Here is a 24,287-nt window from a genome sequence, read left to right as displayed (position 1 = left end):
TGTCAGGGCTCCTGGCGCTGGAACGACGCCAGGAGCAGGCGGCGGAGGGTGTCGAAGGCGCGGTCGAGGTCGACCCGGTCCGGGGCCAGCCGCCACTGCTGGTGGATGCCCATCGTGGCGCCGAGCACCACCAGTCCGATGTCTTCGGGGGTGACGCCGTCGGGCAGCCGGTAGCCCTCGTACGGCTGCTCCGCCCAGGCCGCGATGTGGGCCCGCATCGCGCGGTGCAGCTCCACGTAGCGGTCGTGCACCGGCGACTCCTGGTCCATCGCATCGCCGAGCAGGCTGATCATCAGCTTGGTGATCGGCTGCCGCACGAACGCCGCGCTCTGGTCGGTCAGGTCGCGCAGCCCGTCCGGGCCGGGTCGCCGCGGTTCGGCGGTGTTGCGGGCGACCAGGTCGAACGCGTGCTCCACCACCGCGAGCAGCAGCCCCTCCTTGTTGCCGAAGTGCCACGGGATGGAGCCGCGGCTGATGCCGGCGAGATCGGCGATGTCGGCCACCGTGGTCTGCCGGTAGCCCCGGTTCGCGAAGGCGGTCGCGGCCGCCTCGATCAGCAGCCTCCGGCTCTCCTGGCTGGTCTCCGCGCGGCGGCTGGGCATCGTGCTCCTCGTGACCTGGCTGACCATTCGCGCCACAGGCTAGCGCCTGTGCCCGCCATCTGATTCTATGTCGGCTGACATAGAATCAGGGTCCGAGGGGGGCCGGTTCGTACTGGGGGTACGAACCACGGCCAAGCGAGCGCGGCGCGGGACCGCACCGGGTCCCGCGCCGCGCTCCTTGCTCATTCGTCCACAACGGACTTCAGCCGACCACCACGACCTCGGCCTCGCGGTCGGCGGGCTTGAGCCCACCGGCGTAGTTCTCCTCGGCCGCGGCGATCTCCTCGGCGTTGGGCACCGCGTTGTCGCAGTCCACCCCGCCGGTGCTGCCGGACATCAGGCTCGAGCACGGGCCCGGCTTCACGTCGGGCAGGCCGAGGCTGTGCCCGAACTCGTGGGAGGCGATCCGGGTCAGGTTGTACCCGTCGTCGACGGCTTCCTTGCCGAACCAGATGGTGAGGTCGTCCCCCGGCATGGCCGGGCCCAGCTCGGCCCGCGGCCAGCCCGGGTCGGCGACGAACGTGACGTCCGCCTTCCCGCCCGCCTCCACCTTGTCGATCTGCACGTTCTCCAGGTGTTCGTTCCAGACCGCGATACCGGCGGTGATGGCCTCGGTGTACTCGCTGGCCTGGCTGTCGTCGTAGGTGATGGTGACCGCGGCCGGCCGGACGTCCTCGGCCAGCGCGGCCGGGGCGGCGATCAGCGGTACCGAAAGTGCCACCGCGGCGGTGAAGACTTGCACGGAACGGCGGAGCAGCATGGTCTCTCCTTGCTGGATCGAGAACCTGTCCCTCCGAGAACTATCATCGTGGGTGAATGCCTTACCACGGCCGATAGTCGGTAAATCGTCGTCAGAAGGTCAGCGATCGTCCGCAGTGTCCACTGTGTCCACTGTGGAGGCAGCGACCACCGGCCGCCGGGCCAGGCGTCCGTGCACCGCGGCGAGCACGGCACCGGACAGCAGCACCAGCGCGCCGACAGCCTGCACGGCACCCAGGGATTCGCCGAGGAAAACGAAGCCGCACACGGCATTGACCACCGGAACGGCGAACATCATCAGCGAAGCGGAAGCTGGCCCCACGGCGCCGACACCCCGGTAGTACAGGAGGTTCGCCACGGCCGAGCCGCCGACCGCCAGGTAGAGCACGTGCAGCCAGAGGCTCGGCGGCAGCTCCGACCACACCACTCCGGGCAAATCGGGCACGGCGAGCAGGCCGAGCAGCACAGCTCCCGCGCAGGTGGCGTAGGTGGTGGCGCGCAACGGGTCGACGTCGGCCAGCACGCGGGGCCCGATCAGCGTGTACGCCGCCCAGCAGGCCGCGCTGAGCAGGAACAACGCGTCCCCGGCGAGCCGCGAAGGGTGCCCGCCCACGTCGCCACCGGCGCCGAAGAAGAACACCACGGCACCGGCCAGCCCCAGCGCGAGTCCCGCCAATCGCAGCGTCGACGCCCGTTCGCGGCGGGTGACCAGCAGGAACAGACTGGTGAGCACCGGGCTCATCACGGGGATGAGAATGCCCGCGTCCAGGGAAGGCGCGAGCGAAAGACCCCAGAAAAAGAACCCGTTGTAGGCGAAAACGCCCAAAATTCCGGCCGCCGGGGCCCGCCAGCCGGTCCGGGACTTCGCTGGGCGGCCGCCGAACAGCTTCAGCGCCACCAGCAGCGCCAGCGCGGCCCCGCCGAAGCGGAGCAGGGCGGCCACGGAGTGCGGCACCTGCCCGACCACGGACTTGGAACTGGAGAAGGCGGTGCCCCACAGCACCATGGTGATCGACAGCAGGAGATAAGGGCTGCTCCTCGGCATGGACCGACCATCGCAGCCGCCGCACCCCCGGGTCTTGAACGCTCGTGCGCGGCCGATAATGCGATCATGGCGGCCGGTGGATGGGTGCGGTACTGGCGGGACGGTGACCGCCCGGTGGAGGCGATGCACGCCCACTTCTTCGACCACGTCTACCCGCCGCACAGCCACGACACCTACTCGTTCGGCATCACCGACGTCGGCGCCCAGCGGTTCAGCTGCCGGGGCGGCGCGCACACCAGCGGGGCGGGCATGGTGATGGCGTTCAACCCGGACGAGGTGCACGACGGCCGGGCCGCCGCCGAGTCGGGCTACCAGTACCGCATCGTGCACCTCGGCCCGTCCGTGGTCCGCGAGGTGATCACCGACGCCACCGGGCGGCCAGGTGCCCTGCCACTGTTCCCGCGCCCGGTGCTGGACGACGCGGCGCTGGCCGGCGCGCTCGCCCGGCTGCACGCCGCGCTGGCGGGCAACGCGGACCCGCTGGTGCGCGACGAGCGCCTGACCGCCGCGGTCACCGCCATGGCCCGCCGCGGCGCCGCCACTCCCCCGGCGCGGCCACGGACCCCGACCGACCGCGCCCACCACCAGGCGGCCCACCGCGCCAGGGCGCTGCTGGACGAGCGGTACCCGGCCCCGATCCCGGCGACGGAACTGGCCGAAGCCGCGGGCTGCAGCCGATTCGCGCTGTACCGCGCGTTCCACGCGGAATTCGGCTTCGCACCCAGCGCCTACCAACGGCAACTTCGCTTGCGGCACGCGCGTTCCCTGCTCCGCTCCGGTGCCACGCCCGCCGATGCCGCGTCGGCCACCGGCTTCGCCGACCAGGCGCACCTGAGCCGCTGGTTCCAGCGCGTGTACGGCGTGACCCCTGGCGCCTTCCGCCGCGCCGGGTCACCGATCGGCTGACGACTTCCGCAAAGCCGCGTCGAGGCTTCGCGCCAGTTCGCCCGCTCGGCCGCGACCGCTGGGCGCGGCTGGATACCGCGACAGCACGCCGACCAAGGTCGGAGTGGCCATTTTCCTTGCGGTGTCAAGGTATTCGTCGCCGACGCGGGGATCGTCGGCGGCCAGTTCGAGGGCTCGGGCGGTGTGCGCGGCGGAGCCGAGGATGTGCAGTACCTGCGTGGCTTTTGCCAGCGGGTGCAGGAAAGCCGCGCTGGCCGTGGCGACGGCGGCGCGGGCGGCATCGCTCGCCGCGAGCTGTCCGGCATCACGCGTCTCCTGGTACGCGCGGTGTGCCGCCCACGCGCAGTCGCGGATCGCCTTCGTCCGCTCGGCTCCTTCCGCGAACGCCCGCGCGGAATCGACCGCCTCGCGCGGGCGCCGGTCGTCGGGACGCACGCTTTCGAAGACGGGCAACGCGGGCTCCGCGCAGGCCACCGCGAAGCGCGTGACCTCACGCAGCTCGGCCTTGCTGAGTTCGATCTCCATGCCCTTGAACTGTATCGCTGAAACCTCGGTGGAGACTTTTCCAGCGAAGGTCCCGGTACTGCGCGGGAAAGCCTCAAACCGTGAAGCTGGAGACCACGGCGAGGTGGTCCGACGGCCAGCCGTCACCACCGCCGAAGGTCCGGGTGCCGGTGGGCGTGATCGAACCGCCGCGGTAGAAGACGTAGTCGATCCGGTCCTGCGGTTCCGGCCTGCCTTCGTTGTCCTTGACCACCGGCGACCAGGTGTTGCCCGGCTCGGCCACCGGGTCCGGCCGCAACCGGCGGAACGAGTCGGTGAAGCCGCGGTCGGTGAACGCCCTGGTGGTCGGCCAGTCCACTGTGTACCCGCAGTGCGACGCCGCGGCGGCCGCGGTCCAATCCTGGTGGGACGGGCTGTTGAGGTCACCGGCGACGATGCCGGGGCTGCTGCCGGTCCACTCGGCGATCTGCTCGGCCTGACGACGGCGGTTCGACTCGTCGGCGAGGATCGTGCTGACGCTGTCCCTGTCGAAGCACGCGTTGTACGGGCCGTACTTGGTGTAGTCGAGGTGGATCGAGTAGACCCACACCCCGGCGATCTTGGCGGCGATCGCCCGCGCACCGGTGTCGCTCCAGGACTTCCAGTCGGTGTCCTCGATGGGCAGCGCGCTGATCACGTCGATGTCCCAGCCCGGCTCGGTGTGCTGCCAGCCCAGCGCGTCCGCGATCGCTTCGGTGGCCCCGCCGCCGGTCTCGGACAACGCCACCACGTTCGCGCCCGACGCGCGGATCCGGTCCACCACCACGCCGATCCCGCCGTGCGATCCCTGGTGCCAGATGTTGAAGCTCATCACGGTGAGATTGGCCGCGCCGGACGCGGGCCCCGCGGTGCCCAGCACCGCGAGCAACAGGAAGGCGAGCAGGCTGCCGGACACGCGCCGCGCATATGTGGTCACGAGTTCTTGTGGTACCGGTGGATCCGGTGAATGTCCACCCTCGTTCGTCGGTCAGGCCAGCATCTCTTCGACGAGGTCGGCGGCCCGCGCGGTCCCACCCTCGGCGAGGGCCTCGGCACGCAGCCGGGCCGAGCGGCGCGCCACCGCCTCGTCGGTGACCAGGTCCTCGAGGGCTGTCCGCAGGACCGAGGCGGTGGCTTCCGCGGTGTCGATGCGGCGGGCCACGCCCAGTGCCACCAGCCGGTCGGCGTTCATGAACTGTTCGGCACCCTGTGGCACGGCGATCATCGGCACGCCGGCCAGCAGTCCCTCACCGCAGCCGCCCATGCCCGCGTGCGTGACGAAGGCGTCGGCCTCCGCCAGGATCGCCCGCTGCGGGACCCACGAGTGCACCTCGACGTTGGCCGGGACGTCCCCGAGTTCGGCCGGATCGACGTACTTGCCGATCTGGAGCACGACGTGCCAGTCCGGCAGGTCACCGAAGGCGGCCAAGCACTGGCGGTAGAACTCCGGCTGACGGGTGTACGCCGAGCCCAGCGAGATCAGCAGGATCTTGTCCGCCCCCGCCGGACGCGTCCACTTCTCCACCTCCGCGCGTGCGTCGAAGCAGGGGCCGACGAAGGTCACGACGTCGGTGTCGACCCGGTCCGCGTTCGGCTGCATCGCCCGGGTGATCAACGCCAGCGCCCGCCCGGGAGGCCCGGAGAACGCGTCGACGTCGGTGGTGGACGCCCCGCAGTCCGCGAGCCAGCGGGCGAACTTCGCGTAGTGCTCGTCGGCGCCGGGCAGTTGCTTCAGCTGAGCCGCGACATCCTGCTCGTAGCCTTCCCAGGCGACAAAGGTCGGAGACAGCTGCAACACCGTCCTCCCCTGGATTTCGGCGAGTGCGCGCCCGGCGTAGGCGCCGATGTCGTACAGGTACAGGTCCGCCGGGTCGTCGTCGTAGGCCGCACGCAACCGCGGCAACGCCTGCACGGCGTTGTCGAGGAACAGGCCCATCGCGGCGATGGGGTCGTCGGGCCAGTTGTTGTCGGCCACCGGCAGCACGGAGGTGCAGTGCACCAGTTCCGCGCCGGTCGGCTCGATCAGCCCGGCGACCGCCGGGTCGTTCGCGTAGGTCACCCGGTGGCCGCGCGCCACCAGCTCGCGGATGATCTCGAGGCCGGGCAGGACGTGGCTGACGGCGGGAATGCCCACCATCGCGATGTGGGACACGGGCGGATCACTCACTCCAGGTCGCTGACAACAGGCACACCCCGTGGTCATGGCAGGATCGGCGGCGTGCAGATCGCGATGCTGGGACCGTTCGAGGTGCGGACGGGCGACAACAGCTTCGCCGACGTCCCCGGCGCCCGGTTGCGGGGGTTGTTGATCGCCCTCGCGCTGGAACCCGGACAGGTGGTGCCCAAGGCACGGCTGATCGACTGGATCTGGGGCGAGCGCCCGCCGTCCGACGCGGCGAACGCCTTGCAGCGCCTGGTTTCCCGGCTGCGGAAGGTGCTGCCGGAAGGCACGGTCGACGGGCAGCCCCACGGCTACCGGCTGGTGGTGGCACCGGACGCCGTCGACGCCGTGCGGTTCGAGCGCCTCCTCGGCCAGGCCCGCGACAGCGGGGACCCACGGCTGCTGCGCGAGGCGCTCGACCTGTGGCGCGGCGCGGCCATGCAGGACGTCGGCTTGCAGGACAGCGAAGCCTTCGAGGCGGCGGTCACCCGGCTCGACGGGCTGCGCCTGAGCGCACTGGAGGACCGGTTCGACGCGGAGGTCGGCCGCGGCCGCGGTGCCGAGCTGGTCACCGAGCTGACCGATCTGGTGGCCGCGCATCCGGTGCGCGAGCGGCTCGTCGCCGCGTTGATGCGCGCGCTGGTCGCCACCGGGCGCGACACCGAGGCGCTGCTCGTGTACCAGCGCACGCGGGAAGCGCTGGCCGACACCCTCGGCGTCGACCCGTCACCGGAGCTGGCCGCGGTCCACGTCGCGCTGCTGCGGGGAGAGCTGGGCCGCCGGGAGGAAACCCGGAAGACCAACCTGCGTGCCGAGCTGACCTCCTTCGTCGGCAAGGAATCCGACGTCGCCACGGTTCGCGAACTCGTCGCCGAACACCGGCTCACCACGCTGATCGGTCCCGGCGGATCGGGAAAGACCAGGCTGGCCACGGAAGCCGCGCGCACGCTGCTCGACGACCTGCCGGACGGTGCCTGGCTGGTGGAGCTGGCGGCCATCGGCGCGGACGGTGACGTGGCGCAGGCGACGCTCGCCGGGTTCGGTCTCCGCGATCCCCTGCACGGCGACGCACCGGCCATGGAGCCGGTGGACCGGCTCATCGCCGCCATCCGCGACCGCGAGGCGCTGCTGGTGCTGGACAACTGCGAGCACGTGATCGAGGCCGCGGCGGCGCTCGCCCACCGGCTGCTCGGGGAGTGCCGCCGGCTGCGGATACTGGCCACGAGCCGGGAACCGCTCGGCATCACCGGTGAGGCGCTGTGGCAGGTGGTGCCGCTGGCCCTGCCGGACCGGCACGCCGGTCCGGCCGAGATCGAGGCCTCCCCCGCCGTCCGGTTGCTGCGGGACCGGGCGAGCGCGGTGCGCAAGGACCTCGCCGCCGACGCGAGCACGCTGGCCACGATGGAGCGCGTCTGCCGGGCACTGGACGGGATGCCGCTGGCGATCGAGCTGGCCGCGGCCCGGTTGCGCACCATGTCCATCGACCAGCTCGCCAACCGGCTCGACGACCGGTTCCGCCTGCTGACCGGCGGTAGCCGCACCGCGTTGCCGCGGCACCGGACGCTGCGCGCGATGGTCGACTGGAGCTGGGAGCTGCTGAGCGAGGCCGAGCGTGTGGTCCTGTGCCGGCTCTCGGTGTTCTCGGGCGGGGCGAGCCTGGAAGCCGCCGAACGGGTCTGTTCCAGCGATGTCGTCGCCCCGGAAGACGTGCTCGACCTGCTCACCGCGCTGACCGAGAAGTCGCTGCTGGTGGCCGAAGGCGACAGCGCACCGCGCTACCGGATGCTCGGCACGATCAAGGAGTACGCCGCCGACCGCCTCGCCGAAGCGGGGCAGACCGAACTGGCGCGCCTCGCGCACCTCGCCTACTTCACCGAACTCGCCGAGACCGCGGACCCCCTGCTTCGGCGCGCCGAGCAGCTGACCTGGCTCGCCACGCTCGACGCCGAGCACGACAACATCAGCTCCGCGATGCGCGGTGCGCTCGCCGCGGGCGACGCGCAGGCGGCGATGCGGCTCGCGGCCGCTGCCGGCTGGTACTGGTGGCTCAGCGGGCACAAGACGGAAATGACCGAGCTGGTCACCGCGGCCGCGGAAACGACCGGCGAAGTGGACGACGAGTTCCGTGCCACCGTGTACGCGTTCATCGCGGGCTTCGCGAGCGCCGGGCGCGGGGCGGGCGAGCGCCAGGCGGAGGAATGGGCCCACCAGGTCTACGAACTCAGTCAACGGGTTCAGCGCCGTCACCCGGCGGTGGGGCTGGTCGTGCCGATGGAACACCTGTTGCGGGAACCGGCCTCGCCACTGGCCGCGTGGGAACCGCTGCTGGACGACGAGGACCCCTGGGTACGCGCGCTCGGCAGGCTGCACCTCGGCCGGACCCGGATCATGCTCGGCCACGCCGGGCGGGAGGCGGACGCCTACCTCGAAACGGCGCTCGCCGAGTTCCGGGCACTCGGCGAACGGTGGGGAATGTCGTTCGCACTGACCGAGTTGGCGGATCGTGCCGCCACGCGCGGGGAGTTCGCCGATGCGTGCGCTTACCTCGAGGAGGCGATCGCGGTCGTGACCGAGGCCGGTGCCATCGAGGACACCATCCGGATCCGGTCGCGGCTGGCGCAGATGTACTGGCTGCTGGGCGACAAGGAGGCCAGCGCGACCGCCATCGCCGAGGCGGAACGACGCGCGGAACGGGTCACCTGGCCGGAGGCGCTGGTGGAGCTGGCCATGTCGAAGGCCGAACTCGCCCGGTGGCGGGGTGAAGCCGAAGAGGCACACCGGCAGCTCGAGGCCGCGACGACCTTGCTCGGCGACAAGGCGGAGAACGTCCGTGCGGGGACGCACGACCTGCTGGGCTACCTCGCCGAGGGGCTGGACGAGGCCAGGGAACACCGTGCGGTGGCCTGGCAGGTGGCGACCGCGGGGACGTACCCGCCGATGATCGCGCAGGTGCTCATCGGCATCGCGGAGCTGGCACTGCGCCGCGAGCAGTACGAGCAGGCGGCACGGCTGCTCGGGGCGAGCGCCGCCGTGCGCGGACTGCGGGACCGGTCCCACCCGGACCTGCCCCGGATCGAGGACGCCGCGCGGAACCAACTCGGCGAAGCGCGGTTCGAGCAGGTGGCCGGTGAAGGCGCGAAGATGGACTTGGAGCAGCTGGTCGCGGTCACGCTGGCTTCCTGAGTTCAGGCGTCAGTGCGAGAAAAACCTCCTCGAGGTCAGGAGTGTGCACGGAAAGCTCCTCGGCGCTGACCGCGTACTCGTCGAGCCGGTCGAGCACGTTCCGCACCGCGTGCGGGCCGCCGTCGCCGGGCACCCGCAGGGCCAGCGCTTCACTGTCCTTTGTGGACTCGGGAAAGATCCGCGCGCCCGCGCCGAATTGGGCGGCAGTGGCGAACCGGAGCCGGATGTGCGGTCCGGGAAGGCCGCGCTTGAGTTCACCGGGAGTGCCCTCGGCGACCAGTCGGCCGTGGTCGAGCACGGCGATCCGATCGGCGAGTTGCTCGGCTTCGTCGAGGTGCTGGGTGGTGAGGAAAACGGTCATCCCGTCGGCCACCAGTTCGCGGACGAGCGCCCACGTGGTGTGGCGGCCGCGCGGGTCCAGTCCCGCCGTCGGCTCGTCCATGAAGAGAATGCGCGGCTTGCCGGCCAGCGCCATCGCCAGGTCCAGCTTCCGGCGCATGCCCCCGGAGTAGGTCGACACCGGCTTCTTCGCCACTCCTGCCAGGTCCAACCGCTCCAGCAGGTCCGGCCCGCCCTTGAGGTCCGCCGTCAGCTGGAGGTTCTCCTGGCCGGTCCGCCGCTCGTCCACGGCTGTGAACCGGCCGGTGACGCCGATCGCCGCGCGCACCGCGCCCGCCTCGGTCACGAGGTCGTGCCCGGCCACCCTGGCCGTGCCGCCGTCCGGCCGCACCACTGTGGTCAGCACGTCCACCGTGGTCGTCCGGCCCGATCCGGTCGGGCCGAGCAGGGCGAAGACCGTGCCGGCCGGAACGTCCAGGTCGATGCCGCCGAGCACGACCTCGTCCCGGTAGACCTTCCGCAGTCCGGAAACCGCGATCGCCGAAGTTGTCATGGGAGCACCCTCGGCGCCAGCCCTGACACCCACCCGCCACCGGCGCTGACCTGGCCGGACGCCGTGTCAGCGCGGTGTCAGCCCGGTGTCCGCGCGCTCGGTGATCGTGGCTCCAGCAACCCACCACGAGAGGAAATCCGATGACCGACACGGCTTCCATCCCGCACGGTGTCCCGACGGAGCGCGATGCGGGGCCCTTCGCACCGGCGAGCGAAATCACCCGGCGGCGCGAGGCCCGCCCGGTCAGCCCGATGATCTTTCCCGACGGGCACGAAGGCTGGCTGGTCACCGGTTACGACGCGGCCCGGCAGCTGCTGGCGGACACCCGGTTCAGCTCACGGCAGGACATCGGCCCGCTCCACGAGCCGTTCGAGATCCCCGGCATGCCCGCGACCACCGAGCCGTCACCCCAGGCGCCCGGCATCTTCATCGCGATGGACCCGCCGGACCACACGCGGCTGCGCCGCAAGCTCACCGGCGCGTTCACCGTCAAGCGGATGAAGGAACTGGAGGAGCGCATCGCCGAGATCACCGAGCGGCAACTGGACGAGCTGGCCCGGCTGACCCCGCCGGTCGACCTGGTCAAGGAGTTCGCGCTGCCGGTGCCCTCGCTGGTGATCTGCGAACTGCTCGGCGTGCCCTACTCCGACCGCGACAACTTCCAGGTCAACTCGAGCCGCTTCCTGGACACCAGCCTGCCGTTCGAAGAGAAGATGGACGCCATCGGGCAGCTGAACGGCTTCCTGGCCGAACTGGTCATGCGGAAGCGCGCCGCACCGGACGAGGACATCCTGTCCGACCTGGCCCGCCAGGAGGACCTGAGCATCGAGGAACTGGTCGGCATCGCGTTCCTGCTGCTGCTCGCCGGGCACGAGACCACCGCGAACATGCTCGGGCTGGGCACTTTCGCACTGCTGGAGCACCCCGACCAGCTCGCCGAACTGCGGGCGAACCCGGACCTGATGCCCGGCGCCGTCGAGGAACTCATGCGCTATCTGTCCGTTGTGGACATCGGCGCGATCTACCGATACGCCACCGAGGACCTCGAACTGGGCGGGGAGACCATTCCCGAGGGCTCGACCGTGGTCGTGTCCACTCTGGCCGCCAACCGCGACCCGAACCGCTTCGAGAACCCCGACGCGCTCGACGTCCACCGCTCGGCCCGCGGCCACCTGTCCTTCGGCCACGGCATCCACCAGTGCCTCGGCCAGCAACTGGCCCGCATCGAGATGCGCGCCGGGTTCGCCGGGCTGCTGCGCCGCTTCCCCGACCTGGAACTGGCCATTCCCGCCAAGGACGTGAAGCTGCGGACCAACATGCGGATCTACGGTGTCCACGAGTTGCCGGTCACCTGGACGCGCTCCGCTTGACCCTGCCCCAGGGGCACGGGGTGGGGTTCGGAGATGGACATGAACCGAAAACGTCGCGCGGGCCGGAATCTGGCCTTGGTGGCCGTGGTCGGGCTCAGCGCTTCGCTGGCCGCGCCCGCCATGGCCACCGAGTCCGCGAAGCCGGCGGAATGGGGCCCGTGCCCGGAGGACGTCGTGGCCGCGGCCGCGCCGTACCCGCTGGAGTGCGCCACCATCCAGGTGCCGCTGGACTACGCCGATCCCGAAGGCACCCAGATCGACCTGATGCTTTCCAAGCACGCCAGTACGAATCCGGAGAAACGGCGTGGCGTGCTGCTGCTCAACCCGGGCGGTCCCGGGGGGTCCGGGCTGACGCTGTCCACGCTGCTGCTGTCCAGGGGCCTGCCCTCCGGCGTCACCGACAGCTACGACCTGATCGGCATGGACACCCGCGGCGTCGGGCACTCGTCGCGGGTGAGCTGCGGTTTCACCGCCGCGGGCCCCTACCAGGGCAACCTCCCGCCGTACCCGGTCGACGACGCGGCCGTGCTCAGGCAGGCGGAGGTGGCCAAGGGGGTGGCCGAGCAGTGCGCGAAGAACGACAAGGACGGCAGGCTGCGCCACCTGACCACCGCGAACACCGCCCGCGACCTGGACCGCACCCGGGCCGCACTCGGTGAAGAGAAGGCCAGCTACCTCGGCTACTCCTACGGTTCGGGGCTGGGGGCCGCCTACGCCTCGATGTTCCCGGACCGCGCGGACCGGGTGGTGCTCGACAGCAACATCGGCGCCCCCTTCCTCGACCGCGATGGCCTGCGCCGGTACGGGCTGGGCACGGAGGAGACCTTTCCGGACTTCGCGAAGTGGGTGGCGGAGCGGCACGAGGCGTACGGTCTGGGCCGCACCCCGGAAGAAGTGCGCGAGACCTACTTCGAAATCGCCGGGAAGCTCGACAAGCAACCGGTGAACGGGCTCGACGGCTCCCTGTTCCGGCTGACCACCTTCGGCGGCCTCTTCAATGAGGCGTCGTACGGGAAGACGGCGAGCACCTGGCAGTCGGTGCGCCATGCCGTCCCGGCGCCCACGCCCCCGCCGCCCGCCGACCAGCCGCACCCGGCCGACAACTTCCAGTCGGTGTTCCTTTCGGTGACCTGCAACGACGTCGACTGGCCCGAGGACGTCGAGACCTACCGGCGCGGCGTGGCGGAGGACCGTGAAAGGTACCCGCTCTACGGGGCGGCCATGGCCAACATCACGCCCTGCGCCTTCTGGCCGCACGAACCGGCCGAGCCGCCGGTGGCGGTCAACGACGACGGGCCGCTGAACGTGCTGATCGTGCAGAACGAGCGCGACGCGTCCACCCCGCTCCTCGGCGGGCAGATCATGCGGGAGAAGTTCGAGAACCGGTCGCGGTTGCTGAGCATCGACGGCAGCGGGCACGGCGGTTACGTGCTCGGCACGAACGCCTGCGCGCTGAACGTGACCACGAGCTTCCTTGTCGACGGGAAGATGCCGGAAGACCAGCGTTGCGCCGCTGACCAGTGAAAACATCGAATTCGCCATAACGACGCAACACCGGTGACGCAGAGTGCGGCCGCACAGGCAAATGATCAAGTCGGGGAGATGATTCCATGTCGAAAACGTCGAAAACGACCAAGGCCGCACTGTTCGCCGGTGTCGCACTGGGACTGACCGCGGTGGCCGGTGCGCCCGCGTCCGCCGCGGCTCCGTCCGGTGAGGTGGGCGTGCTCGGTGGCTGCAGCGTCTTCAGCCCCAACACGCCGTCGGTCGTGGGCAACCAGATCGCGGGCTCGGCCCTGTGGGACTGCGCGCTCGGCCCGCAGGAGGCAGCCGAGAGCAATGTGCGGCTGTACCAGGACGGAAACGTCGTGTCGGAGCACAAGTTCTGGCAGCAGGGCGCGTTCCGGACCACCTACACGATCGGTTTTGTCTGCACGGGCAGTGGTACGCACACCTACTACACCGACACGTTCGGCTGGGACACCAACGCCGTCAGCTACAACGGCGGCAAGAGCGCCGAGATCACGCTGACCTGCTGAGTCGCGGCCGAGAGCTGCCCCGGGACGCCGAACGGCGGGCGCCCGGGGCAGCCGGTAGGTTCGGCCGATGCAGCCAGGGGGACAACCGCGGTACGCGCCGCCGAAGAAGACCAGCACGGGCCTGATCATCGCGATCGTGGCGGCCTCGGTACTGGTGTTCGCCGGAATCGGCGTCGGCGCTTTTTTTGTGTTCGGCAGGAGCGAAACCAACGCCGCACCGGAGAAATACGCGGCGGACAAGGTGCCCGCGTGTGCTTCGGTCGCGCAGCGCGTGCCCGGTCTGCCGGCGGGCAGGCCGATGGAACTGCCCGCCGGGGTGACCCCGAAATACGGCTGGTCGTGCAGTCTCACCGACATCGAGGACCCACGCGCCGTCTATCTGGATTTCATCGTTTTCGCCGGGAGCAGCCGCGCCTCGGGTGCCGATGGCGCGCGCAAGGAATTCGCCACTTTCGCCGAGAGCGGTGGCGAGCATTCGACGATCGGAATCGGCGAAGAAGCCAGGTGGAGCGCGGTGACGCCGATCGGGGCCGTCCGGCCCGGCGTGCAATGCGAACTCCACATCCGCGACGGCAACGCGGTGCTCGGCATCGGCGCGTTCGACGCCATGGGGCCGGGCTCGTCGATGGAGGAGTGCCGGGCGACGGTGGAAGCGGCGGCGAAACCGTTCTTCGACGCCGTCCAGCCCGCCTAGGCATCGTCCCGCGAGTCCGCCCGATGGCCGCCTGAGCGCGAAGAGCGCACCCGAGACCCCTCCCGCCGCGGGGGTCTCGGGTGTCAAGGCCGGTGTGGATCAGCCGAAGTTGACGCTGCTGCACCACATGTAGGCCTGGTCGAGGTGCGAGGCCTGCCAGATGGTGAACACGATGTGGTTCCCGGTGTAACCGGAGGTCTGGACGTTGAACTTGATGTCCTTGGCCGGCGGGTACTTCCCGGTCTGCGTGATGAGGTCGAGGTTGCCCCAGCCCAGGGTCTGGGTGGCCGGGTTGAACCCCTGCTTGCTGACGTAGACCCGGATGAAGTCGGCCCCGTGGCTGGCCTGGTCGTACAGGTGCATCTGGAAGCTGCTGCCGACGTTGGTGGCCTTCCACGGCCCGGGGGTGTTCAGGGAGTTGTTGCGCGTGAGGGCGTTGCTGCAGAGCTGCCCGTCGGGCGTCTTGGCCTGGAACTGGCCGCCGAGCCCGTCCCGCAGCGCGCTCATCCAGTTCCACATGGTGTCGGCGTTGGCCTGGTAGGCCTGGTAGCACATGGGATCCTGCTGCTGCATGGCCGGGTTCGTGTGCTGGCTGCCCCAGTCCTGCCAGCACTGGTAGGCGCGGGTGGCGGGACCGACGATGGTGCCGTGCGCCGAGGCCGTCGGGACCCAGACGAACAGTCCGACCAGCGTGGCGATGATCAGCGTGAGAAAGCTCCGCCGTCTGTTAGTGGACCCGGAGGTGCTGCGCATACGCATGGTTGGGCCTCCATTCTCGGGGATAAGCGGGGTGGTGATCCAAATGGGAGCGCTCCCAGAGCACGCATCAGCTTATACGCGACCCCGTGAAACTTCAACGAAACATTGGCAAGCGGCGGGCGCCCATTTTCCGGAGTCAGCCGAGGAGGGCGCGGACGCGGCCCGGGGTGTGGCCCAGTTCGCGCCGCATGGTCCGGGTGAAATGGGCCTGGTCGCTGAAGCCGAGTGCGAACGCGAGTCCGGCGAGGTCGGTCTCGCCGGACTCGATCCGTTGCAGGGCGCAGCTGATCCGCACCCGGTTGCGGTACCGGCTGACGGTCATGCCCACGTGGTGCCGGAACGTCCTGCTCAGATGGGACGGCGAGGTCTCCAGCCGGTGGGCCAGCGCGACCAGGCCGCCGCCGTCCTCGTCCGCGAGCACCGCCTCCCTGGCGCGGTCCGCGAGTTCGTGACGTCCCGGTGCCGGAGTCTCGTCGGGTTCACGGCGAAGCGCGAGGCGCAGCAGGTCCACAACGGCCTCGGCACCGGCGAAGGCCGGGTCCGCGCCGGTGCGCAGGAGCACCCGATGGGCCAGTTCGAGCCGGGCGTCCACGCGGACCGCCAGCGACCGATCCCCGGCCGTCAGCACCTCACCGGGCAGCGCGATCGACGTGCACACGTCACCACCGGCGGGGTGGGCGAAGCGGATCTCGCGCCCCGGCGGGTGCAGGTACCCGGTGGTCGGGTCCACCGTCACGCGCCCACCGTGCGCGTCCACGCGGAACCGCCCGCGCCGGACCAGGACCACCTCGGCGTCGGACGTCCACTCCGGTGCGGACCAGCGAGCATGATCATCGGAGCACTCGACCACGCGGACCGCGAAATGCGGATCCTCCACCACCCGCCTCGTCACGCGCACACCGCGGAACCTACCGTCGCCTGCCGACAGTTCCGCATATTCGTGCAAGACCGCCGGGTCGCCCGTGCCCGATGCTCGGCGGCGTGCGAGGTCCGATGCTGGCGGTACTGCTCACCGGGCAGGTCATGGTGTCCATGGACGGGTCGATCGTGTCCGTGGCGGCGCAGACGATCCGCGACGGGTTGTCCGCCAGCGGCGCCGAGGTCCAGCTGCTGGTGTCGAGCTACCTGCTGACCACCGGCGTCCTGTTTGTCACCTGCGCGCGGATCGGTGACGTCATCGGCTTCCGGCGCGCGTTCCTGCTCGGCCTCGGCTGGTTCACCGCGGCCTCGCTGCTGTGCGGGCTGGCCGTCGACCCGACCATGCTGGTGCTCGCCCGCGTCGCCCAGGCCGCCGGCGCCGCGTTGCTGATGCCGCAGGTGTTCTCGCTGATCCACCGCCACTGGGAAGGTGGCGAGCGCCGCCGGGCGATCGGCGTCTACAGCATGGTGCTCGCCCTCGGCGTCGCGCTCGGCCAGCTGATCGGCGGGCTGGTCGCCGGGATCGACCTGTTCGGCCTCTCCTGGCGGCCGGTCTTCCTGATCAACGTCCCGATCGGCGTGCTCGCGCTGGTGCTCGGTGCGCGGGTGCTGCCGAAGTCGCGTCCCCATCGGCGGACGCGCCTCGATCTTGTCGGCGTGGCGCTGTTGACCGGGGCCATGACCGCGCTGACCCTGCCGCTCATCTTCGGTCAGGAGCACGGGTGGCCGGTCTGGACGTGGATCGTGCTCGCCTGTGGCACTGGGCTGCTGGCCGTCTTCGTCCGGTACGAATCCACGGCACGGCACCCGGTTTTCGACCTCGCGGCGTTGAAACCGGCCGGGGTGAAGCTGGGTTTGGCCGCGTGCTGCGTCGTCATGGGTTGCTACACCGTTTTTGTGCTCACGCTGACCCTGCACCTGCAGGGCGAACTCGGTTTCACGCCACTCCAGGCGGGGCTCACGTTCGTTCCGTACGCCCTCGGTTTCGGCGCGCTCAGCCTGACCTGGCACCGCTGCCCGCCACGACTGCAGCGCGCCATGCCGATCGCCGGTCCACTGGTCTTCGCGGCCGGGGTGCTCCTGGTGGTGCTGCTCGTCGGGCACCCGTTCAGCTTTCTCCCGTTGTTGTTCGCCGGTGCCGGGCACGCGGCCGCGTACAGTCCGCTGATCGCCCAGGTCACCGCGCTGGTGGAACCCCGGTTCGCTTCGGCGATCTCGGCCATGAACGCCACCGGTCCCGTGCTCGCCGAGGTGATCGGGGTCGCGGGCCTCGGCAGTGCCTACTTCGCGGCGCCTTCTTCCGCCGACGGCCTGCTCCTGGTTGTCCTGGCGATCACCGCGCTCCTGGCCGTGGCCACGACGTGCGCGGCGATCCGATTGACCCCGGCCTCGATCAGGCCATAGGATCACGGCGTCCGCTCCTTCACCGGAGCCACTGATCTCGACTGCGGTGTCCACCTTCTGCCCGCGTCGGAATTCCACCTCGTTCCAGTTCCTGGACGCAGCCCACCTCGCCCTGCCCGAAAACCCTGTCCAAAAAGGAGTGAAAGACCATGAGCACCCACGGAATCACCAACGGCGCCGAACGAGCGGTCATCGAGGACCTGCTCGACCGCAACCGCGACGCCCTGATCGAGACCGCGCGCGGCCTCTCCGAAGCCGACGCCCGCCGCCGGCTCGTCGCTTCGCTGACCACACCGATCTCGTTGCTCAAGCACGCCGCGGCCGCGGAACGCATTTGGTTCCAACGGTTCTGGGCCGGTCTCGAAGAGTCCGAATGCGACGGTTACGCGAAACGCGACGAGGGCACCTTCACCGTCACCGACGACGAGACCCTGGCCGACGTGATCGACGAGTTCGAGCGCGCCAGCCAACGATCACGGGAGATCGCCGCCCGGTTCGACCTCGATGACACCAAGGACAACCCCCGCGAGGGAAAGGTCAGCATGCGGTGGACCCTGCTCGCGATGATCCAGGAGTTCGCGCGGCACGCGGGCCACGGCGACATCCTCCGCGAACAGATCGACAAGCCGGTCGTCAGTCGTTGAGCAGCACCAGTTTTCCGCGCACGCGTCCCGCTTCACCGACACGATGTGCTTCCGCCACTTCGGTCAGCGGGAACGTCTGCCCGACGGGAAGGGAAAACCGACCGGACTCGATCAGCTCGCCGATCTCGGCGACCACGTAAAGCGCGCGACCCGCGTCGCCGCGGCTGAACCGCACGCCGTGCCGCTGGGCACCGGCGAAGTCGGCGATGGTGAGCACGTGCTCCGGACCGCCGGCGAGCGCGATGAGTTCCGGCAGGACACCGCTCCCGGCCACGTCGAGCGCTAGGTCCACCGCGCCGACCCGGTCAGTGGTTGCAATCGGAAGTCCCTCGGGGGTATTCGGTGGATCCAGGTTTCCGCTGGGCGTGCGGCCGGGAGACTCGCGTACCGGTGTTGTACTCGGGTCTTCCGGCCGTGCGGCCAGCGGAAACCTGGGCCGCCGAGATCCTCGGCAGACTTCCGATCGTGACCACTCAGCCAGTCCGGCACCGTAGGCGACAGGGTCGGCGCCCAGCGAGCGCAGGAAGTCGTGCCTGGCCGGGCTTCCGGTCCCGATCACGCGCGCGCCCCTGGCCACGGCGAGTTGCACGGCGGCGCTGCCGACAGTGCCGGAGGCGCCGTTGATGAGCACGGTGGCACCGCTCTCGACACCCAACTGGTCGAGGGCGCGTGCCGCCGTCTCGATCGCGGCCGGGAGCGCGGCGGCCTCGGCGAAGCCAAGAGACGGCGGAATCGGGGCGTAGCAGGACAACACGGCCAATTCGGCTTGAGCTCCGCTGGCCGCGGTGAACCCGAACACGCGGTCACCGACGGCCACCCCGGTGACCCCTTCGCCGACCTCGTCGACGATGCCCGCCGCTTCGTAGCCCATGGTCTGCGGAAGTTCCTGGTCCAGCAGGCCCTGCCGCTTCTTCCAGTCGCTCGCGTTGAGCCCGGCGGCACGCACCGCGATCCGCACCTCACCGGGCCCCGGGTGCGGCTCCGGAAGGTCCACGATCTCCAGGACCTCAGGCCCTCCGAACCGGCTGAACCCGACCGCCTTCATGCGCGATGCCCTCCGAGGATGTAGCCCGATGTCGGACCCAACCCTACGGCCGGTGGTGTCAGTGCTGCGGTTGCCACCAGCGGGCTTTGTAGATCCAGGCCCCGCGCAGCGTCAGCTCGCCGCCGGGCAGGGCGAGGTCCACGGTATCGGTGCACCAGGTGCAGATGTGGTCCGCCTGCGGGGTGGCGGTGAGGACCTGACCGGTGCGCGCGTTGGTCGTGACGCTCTTGACGTTGTGCCCGTTGATCCCGGGAGCGCCCGGGTAGCGCGTCGAGAACGTTCCGCGGGCCTTGCTGAAGCGCAGCACTCCGGTCTCGGTCGTAACCCACAGCTGGTCGCGCGAACCGGGGACGGGCTGCAGGTCGTGGCCGCCTTCGCTGGGCAGGTGCACCACCTGCTCGGGGGTGAGCACCGGCGCGGCGGGGGTGCCGCCGACGCGCAGTGCGACCAGTTCGTGCGTGCCCAGTGCCCACAGCACCTGGCGCTCGTTGTCCCAGACCACGCCGTGCCCGCCGACCAGCGGGTACTCGGCATACGTGGTCGAGCGGGCGCCTTGTGAGGCGGTGTAGACGCGCAGCCAGCCGCCGGTGCTGGCGGCGACCGCCACGTTCCCGTCGGGCAGCAGTTCGATGCTGTGCGGGTTGCTGGGACCGCCGACGTCGGCCGCCCAGTAGGCGCCGGTGCCCTGCGGATACGGGATCACCCCGGCAAACCCGCCCGACGCCGTGGTCATCAGGTACTGCTGTCCACCGCGTTCGGTCAACTTCGCCTCGTCCGGCGAGACGAACTTGGCGGCGAGGTCCCCCAGCCCGTTGGCCGCGGTGGGCGCCCACGTCCAGGTGAAAGCCCTGGTACGCCAGGCTTCCCGATCAGCGGGCAACACAATGATCTTCCGGGACGCCTGCTCCGCGAGCGCGACGAGACCACCGGCCCCTGGCGCCGCCTGAACCGGCGAAGCCACCACCACGGCGGCCAGCGCCGCCAACAACAGAAGTGCGGTTTTGCGCATGACCGCACCCAATCGCGCCCAGGTGACCAGAAGATGTCCTCCGCCCGACGCACTGCTGATCTTTGCGCGCGGTCAGGTCAGGTAGTCCGAGTGAGGTGGTTTTCCCAGGCCCAAACGGCTATTTCGGTCCGGTTGCGCAGGCCGAGCTTGCGCTGGATGCCGGACAGGTGGCTTTTGACCGTGCTCAGGGAGATGAACAGCTCCGCGGCTATCTCCTGGTTGGTGCGGCCTCGTGCGATGGCGAGGACCACTTCGGTTTCCCGTTCGGACAGTGGTTTTGTCGCGTGCGTGGCCGGCATGGGCGCGGTGATGTGGCGCAGCAGCCGCAGCGTGATCGAAGGAGAGACCAGGGCATCACCGGCGTTGGCGGCGCGGACGGCTTCGATGAGCAGGCTGGGCCCGGCGTCCTTGAGGACAAAGCCGACAGCGCCACCCCGCAGTGCGCCGTAGACGTACTCATCGAGGTCGAATGTGGTGACCATGACGACCCGCAGCGGGTTGGCGACGCCCGGGCCGGCCAGTGCGCGGGCGACCTCGATGCCGTCGAGGCGGGGCATCCGGACGTCCACCAGGCACACGTCCGGGCACAGGCGGCGGGCCAGTTCGACGGCTTCGAGTCCGTCGGCGGCTTCTCCCACCACGGTGATGTCGGGCTGGTCCTCCAGGATGAATCGCAGGCCGCGGCGGACCAGCGCCTGGTCGTCCGCCAGCAGCACGGTGATGGTCATCAGCGCTTGCCGACCAGGACGGGCAGGGTGGCCCGCACGGACCAGCCACCGCCGGTGCGTGGCCCTGCCGAGAACGTGCCGCTGAGCGCTTCGACGCGTTCGCGCAGACCGATCAGTCCGTAGCCGCCCCTGCGCAGTGCCGACCCCGGTGGCGCGTCGTCGACGACTTCCACGAACACGCTTTCCGGGTCTTGCCTGACGCTGACCGTGACCGCACGGGCGTGCGGGGCGTGCCGGCAGACGTTGGTCAGCGACTCCTGGACGACTCGATAGATGGTGCTCCGGATTTCCGGTGGCCAGACCAGCTCGCTCTCCGGCAGTCGCAGCGTCGCTCGCGGACCGAGCCTGCTGAAGCGATCCACGAGTTCGGCGAGCTGTTCGGGTTCGGGCAGTCCGGGCGCGGAATCCTCGGTGTCGCGCAGCAAACCGACGACCTGGCGCATCGCGGCCAGTGCGTCGGAGCTGGCGTTCTCGATGTCGGTCAGCGAGTCGTCGAGTTGCTCCGGGTGCTTGCGGTGGACGATCTTGGCGGCCTGGGTTTGCAGTACGACACCGCTGATGTGGTGGGCGACGACGTCGTGCAGTTCCCTGGCCAGCTCCAGGCGTTCGTCCTGGCGCACTTTCTCGATGACGGCCTGGCGGCGGGCGTGGCGCAGGCGCCGGAACAGTCCGATCGAAACAGCCGCCGACCAGCCCACCCCGTTCAGGACCACCACCGCCGACGGCGAGACCGGAGTGTGCGCGGTGAACAGGCTGCCCGCGGCCACGGCCAGACCGGCGGCCGCGACCGCGCTCGCCGGTAGCGGTCGCGACGTCCTGACCGCGGCGGCCACCAGCACGAACAGCGCCAGCACCATCGCGAGTCCTGGCTGACTCGGCAGCTGGGCGAACCCGGAGACCAGAACGGCCACCGCCGCGACCGCCAGGCCCGCGGCGGCCGCGCGAACGGTGTCCTGCCGTCGCAGCAACGCGATACCGCACACCACCGTCCCGGCGGCAATACCGAACTGCCAGTAGTTCCCGCCCCAGCTGACGGCGATCCGCACGGCCTCGAAGACCAGCGCTGCCACAAAAACGGCGCCCAGCCCGGCATCGGCCGCGATCCTGGCCGCTCTCCCCCACGCAGTCACCCGGCCAGCCTACGAACCGGCTGCTCCGCGCAGTATCGGTCAAAAGTACGGCCGCGCCCCGGCCAACCGTGCTTTCACCCGATGCCGCCACCGGGCCGGGTGCACAGGATGAGGCCCATGTCCACTCAAGACCCCGCCCGACGCCGGATCGTGGCACTCGACATCATCCGCGGCTTCGCGCTGTGCGGAATCCTGCTCGCCAACATCAAACCGATCGCCAACGCCGGCGCCGTTGTCATTTCCGAGACCTCGCCGAAGCCGGGCGGCGACGACGGTTCGGTCTGGTTGGGATTGTTGGTGGAGCAGCGGTTCCTCCCGATCTTCTCCTTGCTGTTCGGCATCGGATTCGCGTTGCTGCTGCGCGCGTCGGAGGGTCGCACCGCCAGCCCGCGACTGCTTCTGCTGCGCCGATTGCTGGCCCTGCTCGCGATCGGTGTGGCGCACTTCGTGCTGCTGTGGCAGGGCGACATTCTCTCCACCTATGCCGTCATGGGCATTCTGGTGCTGCTTCCGTCGACCTGGCTGCCGCGCGTGGTCGTAGCCGGGCTGAGCGGCGCGTTCCTGCTGACCTCACTGCTCACCGGCGACAGCAGGTTCACCATTGTCGCCGGGCTTTTCCTGCTGGGCGCGGCACTGGTCCGGTACGGCGTGATCGATCGGATCGACCAGTACACCCTGCGCCCGGCCTTGATCGGCCTCGGATTCGCCGCGGTGGCCGCACCCGTCCTGTGGTGGCAGGCCGGGATGCAAGCCGATGACCGGTTGTTCCCACTCGTTTTCGCCCTGGGCGGGCTGCTGCTCGCGGGCGTCTACGTGTGCGCGGTTCTGCTCCTGCTCCGAACCCCGCTCCGACCGTTCCTCCGGGCGATGTTCGCCCCACTGGGCCAGATGGCACTGACCAACTACCTGACCGCGACCGTTCTGGTCCTGGCCGTCGGGCGCGCACTCGGCAGTGCGCCGGACACCTGGTCCACCACCACCGTGCTGGTGATCGCCGCCGCGATCCTCGCACTCCAGTGGATCTGGTCCACGCTCTGGCTGCGCCGGTACCGCCATGGCCCCGTCGAATGGCTCTGGCGCTGGGCGACCTGGACCCGCCGCCCGCCGTTGCGAAGGTCCAAGCCGAACCAGCCCACCAACCTGCCGACTCGATGAATGGCGGCCGGTCTCAGCGGAACGCGGCGATATTGCGGGTTGCCCAGTCGGCGAAGGTCCGCGGGGCGCGGCCGAGGACGCGCTGCACGTCCGGGCTGATGGCCAGCTCGGCCGGGTTCGGGGAGCTGATGATGTCCAGCGTGTCATCGGCGAGTTCCGCCGGCATGCTCTGGATCATGCCCGCCTTGGCTTCCTCGCGGGTGAGTTCGTGGAATCGCACCGGCGATCCCAGCGCGGCGGCGATGGCTTCGGTTTGCTGCCGCGGGGTGATCACCTCCGGTCCGGTCAGCTCGTACACGCCGCCGGTGTGCCGGTCGTCCAGCAGGCAGGCCGCAGCGACCTCGGCGATGTCGGCCGGGTCGATGATCGGCGTCCCGACGTCACCGAAGGGCGCGGCGACGACCTGCCGCGTGCGGACGGATTCGGCCCACCACAGGGCATTGGAGGCGAACCCGCCCGGCCGCAGGATGGCCCAGTCCAACCCGGACTCCCGCAGCGTGTCCTCCAGCGCGCGCATCGCGATCCGCGTCGTGCCGAAGGGTCTGGTCGACACGCCCTGCGAGGAAAGCAGGACGGCCCGGCGGACCCCGCTGTCCGCGGCCATGCCGATGATGTCGGCCGGATTGGCTTCGGCGGCGTGCAGGTCGCCGGACAGCAGCAGGAACAACGCTTTCGCCCCGGTCAGCACGGATTCGAGGCCGGCGGGCTCGGCGAGGTCGGCCACCACATGGCGGACCCCGTCGGGCACCGCCGCGGCGCGCCTCGACACCGCCGTCACCTGCTGTCCTTTTTCGGCCAGTGCTTGTGTCAGGGGTCGGCCGATATTTCCGGTAGCCCCGGTCACCACGATCATGAACAACTCCTCTGTCCGAAATGTTTGTGGTGGTGAAGCTAGAAGCCGGAACTAACTCCTGGTAAGTACATACCTCTGGGTAAGCTCGTCACGTGACCGAAAGCGCGCAGCTCACCCAGACCGAGGACGAGGCACCCTATGAGGTGTTTCACACCGACTGCCCGGCGCGAGCCGTGGTCGACCATGTGACCAGCCGCTGGGGCATCTGGGTGCTGATCTCCTTGCAGAGCAGGAATCTTCGGTTCTACGAACTGCGCGAAAGCATCCAGGGCATCAGCGAGAAGATGCTCGCCCAGTCGCTACGCGCCCTGGTCGAGGACGGCCTCGTCTGGCGGCACGTCGAGCCGACGACCCCACCGAAGGTCACCTACGGCCTGACCGACTTCGGCCGAGACCTCGGCGAGCCCCTGGGAGAGTTGTTCAACCGAATCACCCAGCGACTGCCACCGCGCGCCGCGAATTAGAGGGG

24 protein-coding genes are annotated in these 24,287 nt (G+C 70.1%); 10 read left to right on the top strand and 14 right to left on the bottom strand.

Going from position 1 to position 24,287, the window contains the following annotated elements; genetic code table 11:
* Positions 1-2: 2 nt before the first annotated feature.
* The 3 genes from YIM_RS08165 to YIM_RS08155 all read right to left on the bottom strand — a co-directional run bounded on the left by YIM_RS08165 (position 3) and on the right by YIM_RS08155 (position 2,406).
* On the bottom strand, positions 3-602 hold the full coding sequence (locus tag YIM_RS08165) for a TetR family transcriptional regulator (protein ID WP_153029749.1): 600 nt from the start codon (positions 600-602) through the stop codon (positions 3-5).
* A 202-nt stretch (positions 603-804) separates the two neighbouring features.
* On the bottom strand, positions 805-1,362 hold the full coding sequence (locus tag YIM_RS08160) for a snapalysin family zinc-dependent metalloprotease (RefSeq protein WP_153029748.1): 558 nt from the start codon (positions 1,360-1,362) through the stop codon (positions 805-807).
* A 99-nt stretch (positions 1,363-1,461) separates the two neighbouring features.
* Positions 1,462-2,406, bottom strand: a complete 945-nt coding sequence (locus tag YIM_RS08155) for a DMT family transporter (RefSeq protein ID WP_153029747.1) — start codon at positions 2,404-2,406, stop codon at positions 1,462-1,464.
* 66 nt (positions 2,407-2,472) lie between these two features.
* On the opposite strand from YIM_RS08155, the gene YIM_RS08150 reads away from it, so the two are divergent.
* Complete coding sequence (locus YIM_RS08150) at positions 2,473-3,312, top strand: AraC family transcriptional regulator (RefSeq protein WP_228004619.1); 840 nt, start codon at positions 2,473-2,475, stop codon at positions 3,310-3,312.
* Here the strand turns inward: YIM_RS08150 and YIM_RS08145 are convergent.
* The 3 genes from YIM_RS08145 to YIM_RS08135 all read right to left on the bottom strand — a co-directional run bounded on the left by YIM_RS08145 (position 3,298) and on the right by YIM_RS08135 (position 6,001).
* Complete coding sequence (locus YIM_RS08145; RefSeq protein ID WP_153029746.1) at positions 3,298-3,837, bottom strand: putative immunity protein; 540 nt, start codon at positions 3,835-3,837, stop codon at positions 3,298-3,300. The two genes, YIM_RS08150 and YIM_RS08145, sit on opposite strands and share 15 nt — an antisense overlap.
* Positions 3,838-3,910: 73 nt before the next feature.
* Positions 3,911-4,771 carry an endonuclease/exonuclease/phosphatase family protein gene (locus YIM_RS08140; protein ID WP_153029745.1) on the bottom strand — a complete coding sequence of 287 codons (861 nt, stop codon included), beginning with the start codon at positions 4,769-4,771 and terminating at the stop codon, positions 3,911-3,913.
* 51 nt (positions 4,772-4,822) lie between these two features.
* Positions 4,823-6,001, bottom strand: a complete 1,179-nt coding sequence (locus YIM_RS08135) for a macrolide family glycosyltransferase (RefSeq protein ID WP_370468967.1) — start codon at positions 5,999-6,001, stop codon at positions 4,823-4,825.
* Positions 6,002-6,052: 51 nt separating this feature from the next.
* Here YIM_RS08135 and YIM_RS08130 point away from each other — a divergent pair, with 51 nt between their 5' ends.
* Positions 6,053-9,178, top strand: a complete 3,126-nt coding sequence (locus YIM_RS08130) for a BTAD domain-containing putative transcriptional regulator (protein ID WP_153029744.1) — start codon at positions 6,053-6,055, stop codon at positions 9,176-9,178.
* Here the strand turns inward: YIM_RS08130 and YIM_RS08125 are convergent.
* On the bottom strand, positions 9,162-10,070 hold the full coding sequence (locus tag YIM_RS08125; protein ID WP_153029743.1) for an ATP-binding cassette domain-containing protein: 909 nt from the start codon (positions 10,068-10,070) through the stop codon (positions 9,162-9,164). The genes YIM_RS08130 and YIM_RS08125 overlap by 17 nt on opposite strands.
* A 140-nt stretch (positions 10,071-10,210) precedes the next feature.
* Here YIM_RS08125 and YIM_RS08120 point away from each other — a divergent pair, with 140 nt between their 5' ends.
* The 4 genes from YIM_RS08120 (at position 10,211) to YIM_RS08105 (ending at position 14,173) form a co-directional block, all read left to right on the top strand.
* The gene (locus tag YIM_RS08120; RefSeq protein WP_153029742.1) at positions 10,211-11,440 is read left to right on the top strand and encodes a cytochrome P450; all 1,230 of its coding nucleotides are present in this window, start codon (positions 10,211-10,213) and stop codon (positions 11,438-11,440) included.
* A 39-nt stretch (positions 11,441-11,479) separates the two neighbouring features.
* Positions 11,480-12,964: an alpha/beta hydrolase gene (locus YIM_RS08115; RefSeq protein ID WP_153029741.1), complete on the top strand. Its 1,485-nt coding sequence runs from the start codon at positions 11,480-11,482 to the stop codon at positions 12,962-12,964.
* An 86-nt stretch (positions 12,965-13,050) separates the two neighbouring features.
* Positions 13,051-13,479, top strand: a complete 429-nt coding sequence (locus YIM_RS08110) for a hypothetical protein (protein WP_153029740.1) — start codon at positions 13,051-13,053, stop codon at positions 13,477-13,479.
* 67 nt (positions 13,480-13,546) lie between these two features.
* A complete protein-coding gene (locus YIM_RS08105) occupies positions 13,547-14,173 on the top strand; it encodes a hypothetical protein (protein WP_153029739.1) in 627 nt (208 codons plus the stop codon).
* Between the two features lie 99 nt (positions 14,174-14,272).
* Here the strand turns inward: YIM_RS08105 and YIM_RS08100 are convergent, their stop codons facing one another.
* Positions 14,273-14,932, bottom strand: coding sequence for a lytic polysaccharide monooxygenase (locus YIM_RS08100; RefSeq protein WP_153029738.1), 660 nt, complete (start codon positions 14,930-14,932; stop codon positions 14,273-14,275).
* A gap of 136 nt (positions 14,933-15,068) precedes the next feature.
* Positions 15,069-15,830 carry an AraC family transcriptional regulator gene (locus tag YIM_RS08095; RefSeq protein WP_194240079.1) on the bottom strand — a complete coding sequence of 254 codons (762 nt, stop codon included), beginning with the start codon at positions 15,828-15,830 and terminating at the stop codon, positions 15,069-15,071.
* An 83-nt stretch (positions 15,831-15,913) separates the two neighbouring features.
* Here YIM_RS08095 and YIM_RS08090 point away from each other — a divergent pair, with 83 nt between their 5' ends.
* Both YIM_RS08090 and YIM_RS08085 read left to right on the top strand, forming a co-directional pair.
* Positions 15,914-17,254, top strand: a complete 1,341-nt coding sequence (locus YIM_RS08090) for an MFS transporter (RefSeq protein ID WP_228004618.1) — start codon at positions 15,914-15,916, stop codon at positions 17,252-17,254.
* Positions 17,255-17,403: 149 nt separating this feature from the next.
* On the top strand, positions 17,404-17,898 hold the full coding sequence (locus tag YIM_RS08085) for a DinB family protein (protein ID WP_153029737.1): 495 nt from the start codon (positions 17,404-17,406) through the stop codon (positions 17,896-17,898).
* Here YIM_RS08085 and YIM_RS49040 read toward each other — a convergent pair.
* From YIM_RS49040 to YIM_RS08060, 4 genes are all read right to left on the bottom strand, one after another.
* The gene (locus YIM_RS49040) at positions 17,888-18,943 is read right to left on the bottom strand and encodes an NADP-dependent oxidoreductase (RefSeq protein WP_228004617.1); all 1,056 of its coding nucleotides are present in this window, start codon (positions 18,941-18,943) and stop codon (positions 17,888-17,890) included. The genes YIM_RS08085 and YIM_RS49040 overlap by 11 nt on opposite strands.
* 58 nt (positions 18,944-19,001) lie before the next feature.
* The gene (locus YIM_RS08070) at positions 19,002-19,952 is read right to left on the bottom strand and encodes a DUF6528 family protein (protein WP_153029736.1); all 951 of its coding nucleotides are present in this window, start codon (positions 19,950-19,952) and stop codon (positions 19,002-19,004) included.
* 77 nt (positions 19,953-20,029) lie between these two features.
* A complete protein-coding gene (locus YIM_RS08065) occupies positions 20,030-20,680 on the bottom strand; it encodes a response regulator transcription factor (RefSeq protein ID WP_153029735.1) in 651 nt (216 codons plus the stop codon).
* Positions 20,680-21,810 (bottom strand): sensor histidine kinase, encoded by a 1,131-nt coding sequence (locus tag YIM_RS08060; RefSeq protein WP_228004616.1) that lies wholly within the window; start codon positions 21,808-21,810, stop codon positions 20,680-20,682. The genes YIM_RS08065 and YIM_RS08060 overlap by 1 nt, the downstream gene beginning before the upstream one ends.
* A 117-nt stretch (positions 21,811-21,927) precedes the next feature.
* Here YIM_RS08060 and YIM_RS08055 point away from each other — a divergent pair, with 117 nt between their 5' ends.
* Complete coding sequence (locus YIM_RS08055; protein WP_153029734.1) at positions 21,928-22,965, top strand: DUF418 domain-containing protein; 1,038 nt, start codon at positions 21,928-21,930, stop codon at positions 22,963-22,965.
* A gap of 13 nt (positions 22,966-22,978) precedes the next feature.
* Here YIM_RS08055 and YIM_RS08050 read toward each other — a convergent pair whose 3' ends face one another.
* Entirely contained in the window at positions 22,979-23,818 is an 840-nt protein-coding gene (locus tag YIM_RS08050) for an SDR family oxidoreductase (RefSeq protein WP_153029733.1), read from the bottom strand.
* 92 nt (positions 23,819-23,910) lie between these two features.
* Between YIM_RS08050 and YIM_RS08045 the strand changes: the two genes are divergently transcribed.
* Entirely contained in the window at positions 23,911-24,282 is a 372-nt protein-coding gene (locus YIM_RS08045) for a helix-turn-helix domain-containing protein (RefSeq protein ID WP_153029732.1), read from the top strand.
* Positions 24,283-24,287 lie beyond the last annotated feature (5 nt).

This window comes from Amycolatopsis sp. YIM 10, from assembly GCF_009429145.1.
GTDB lineage: Bacteria > Actinomycetota > Actinomycetes > Mycobacteriales > Pseudonocardiaceae > Amycolatopsis.
The sequence above is the reverse complement of the archived record's forward strand: the minus strand, read 5'-3'. Positions and strand labels throughout refer to the sequence as shown.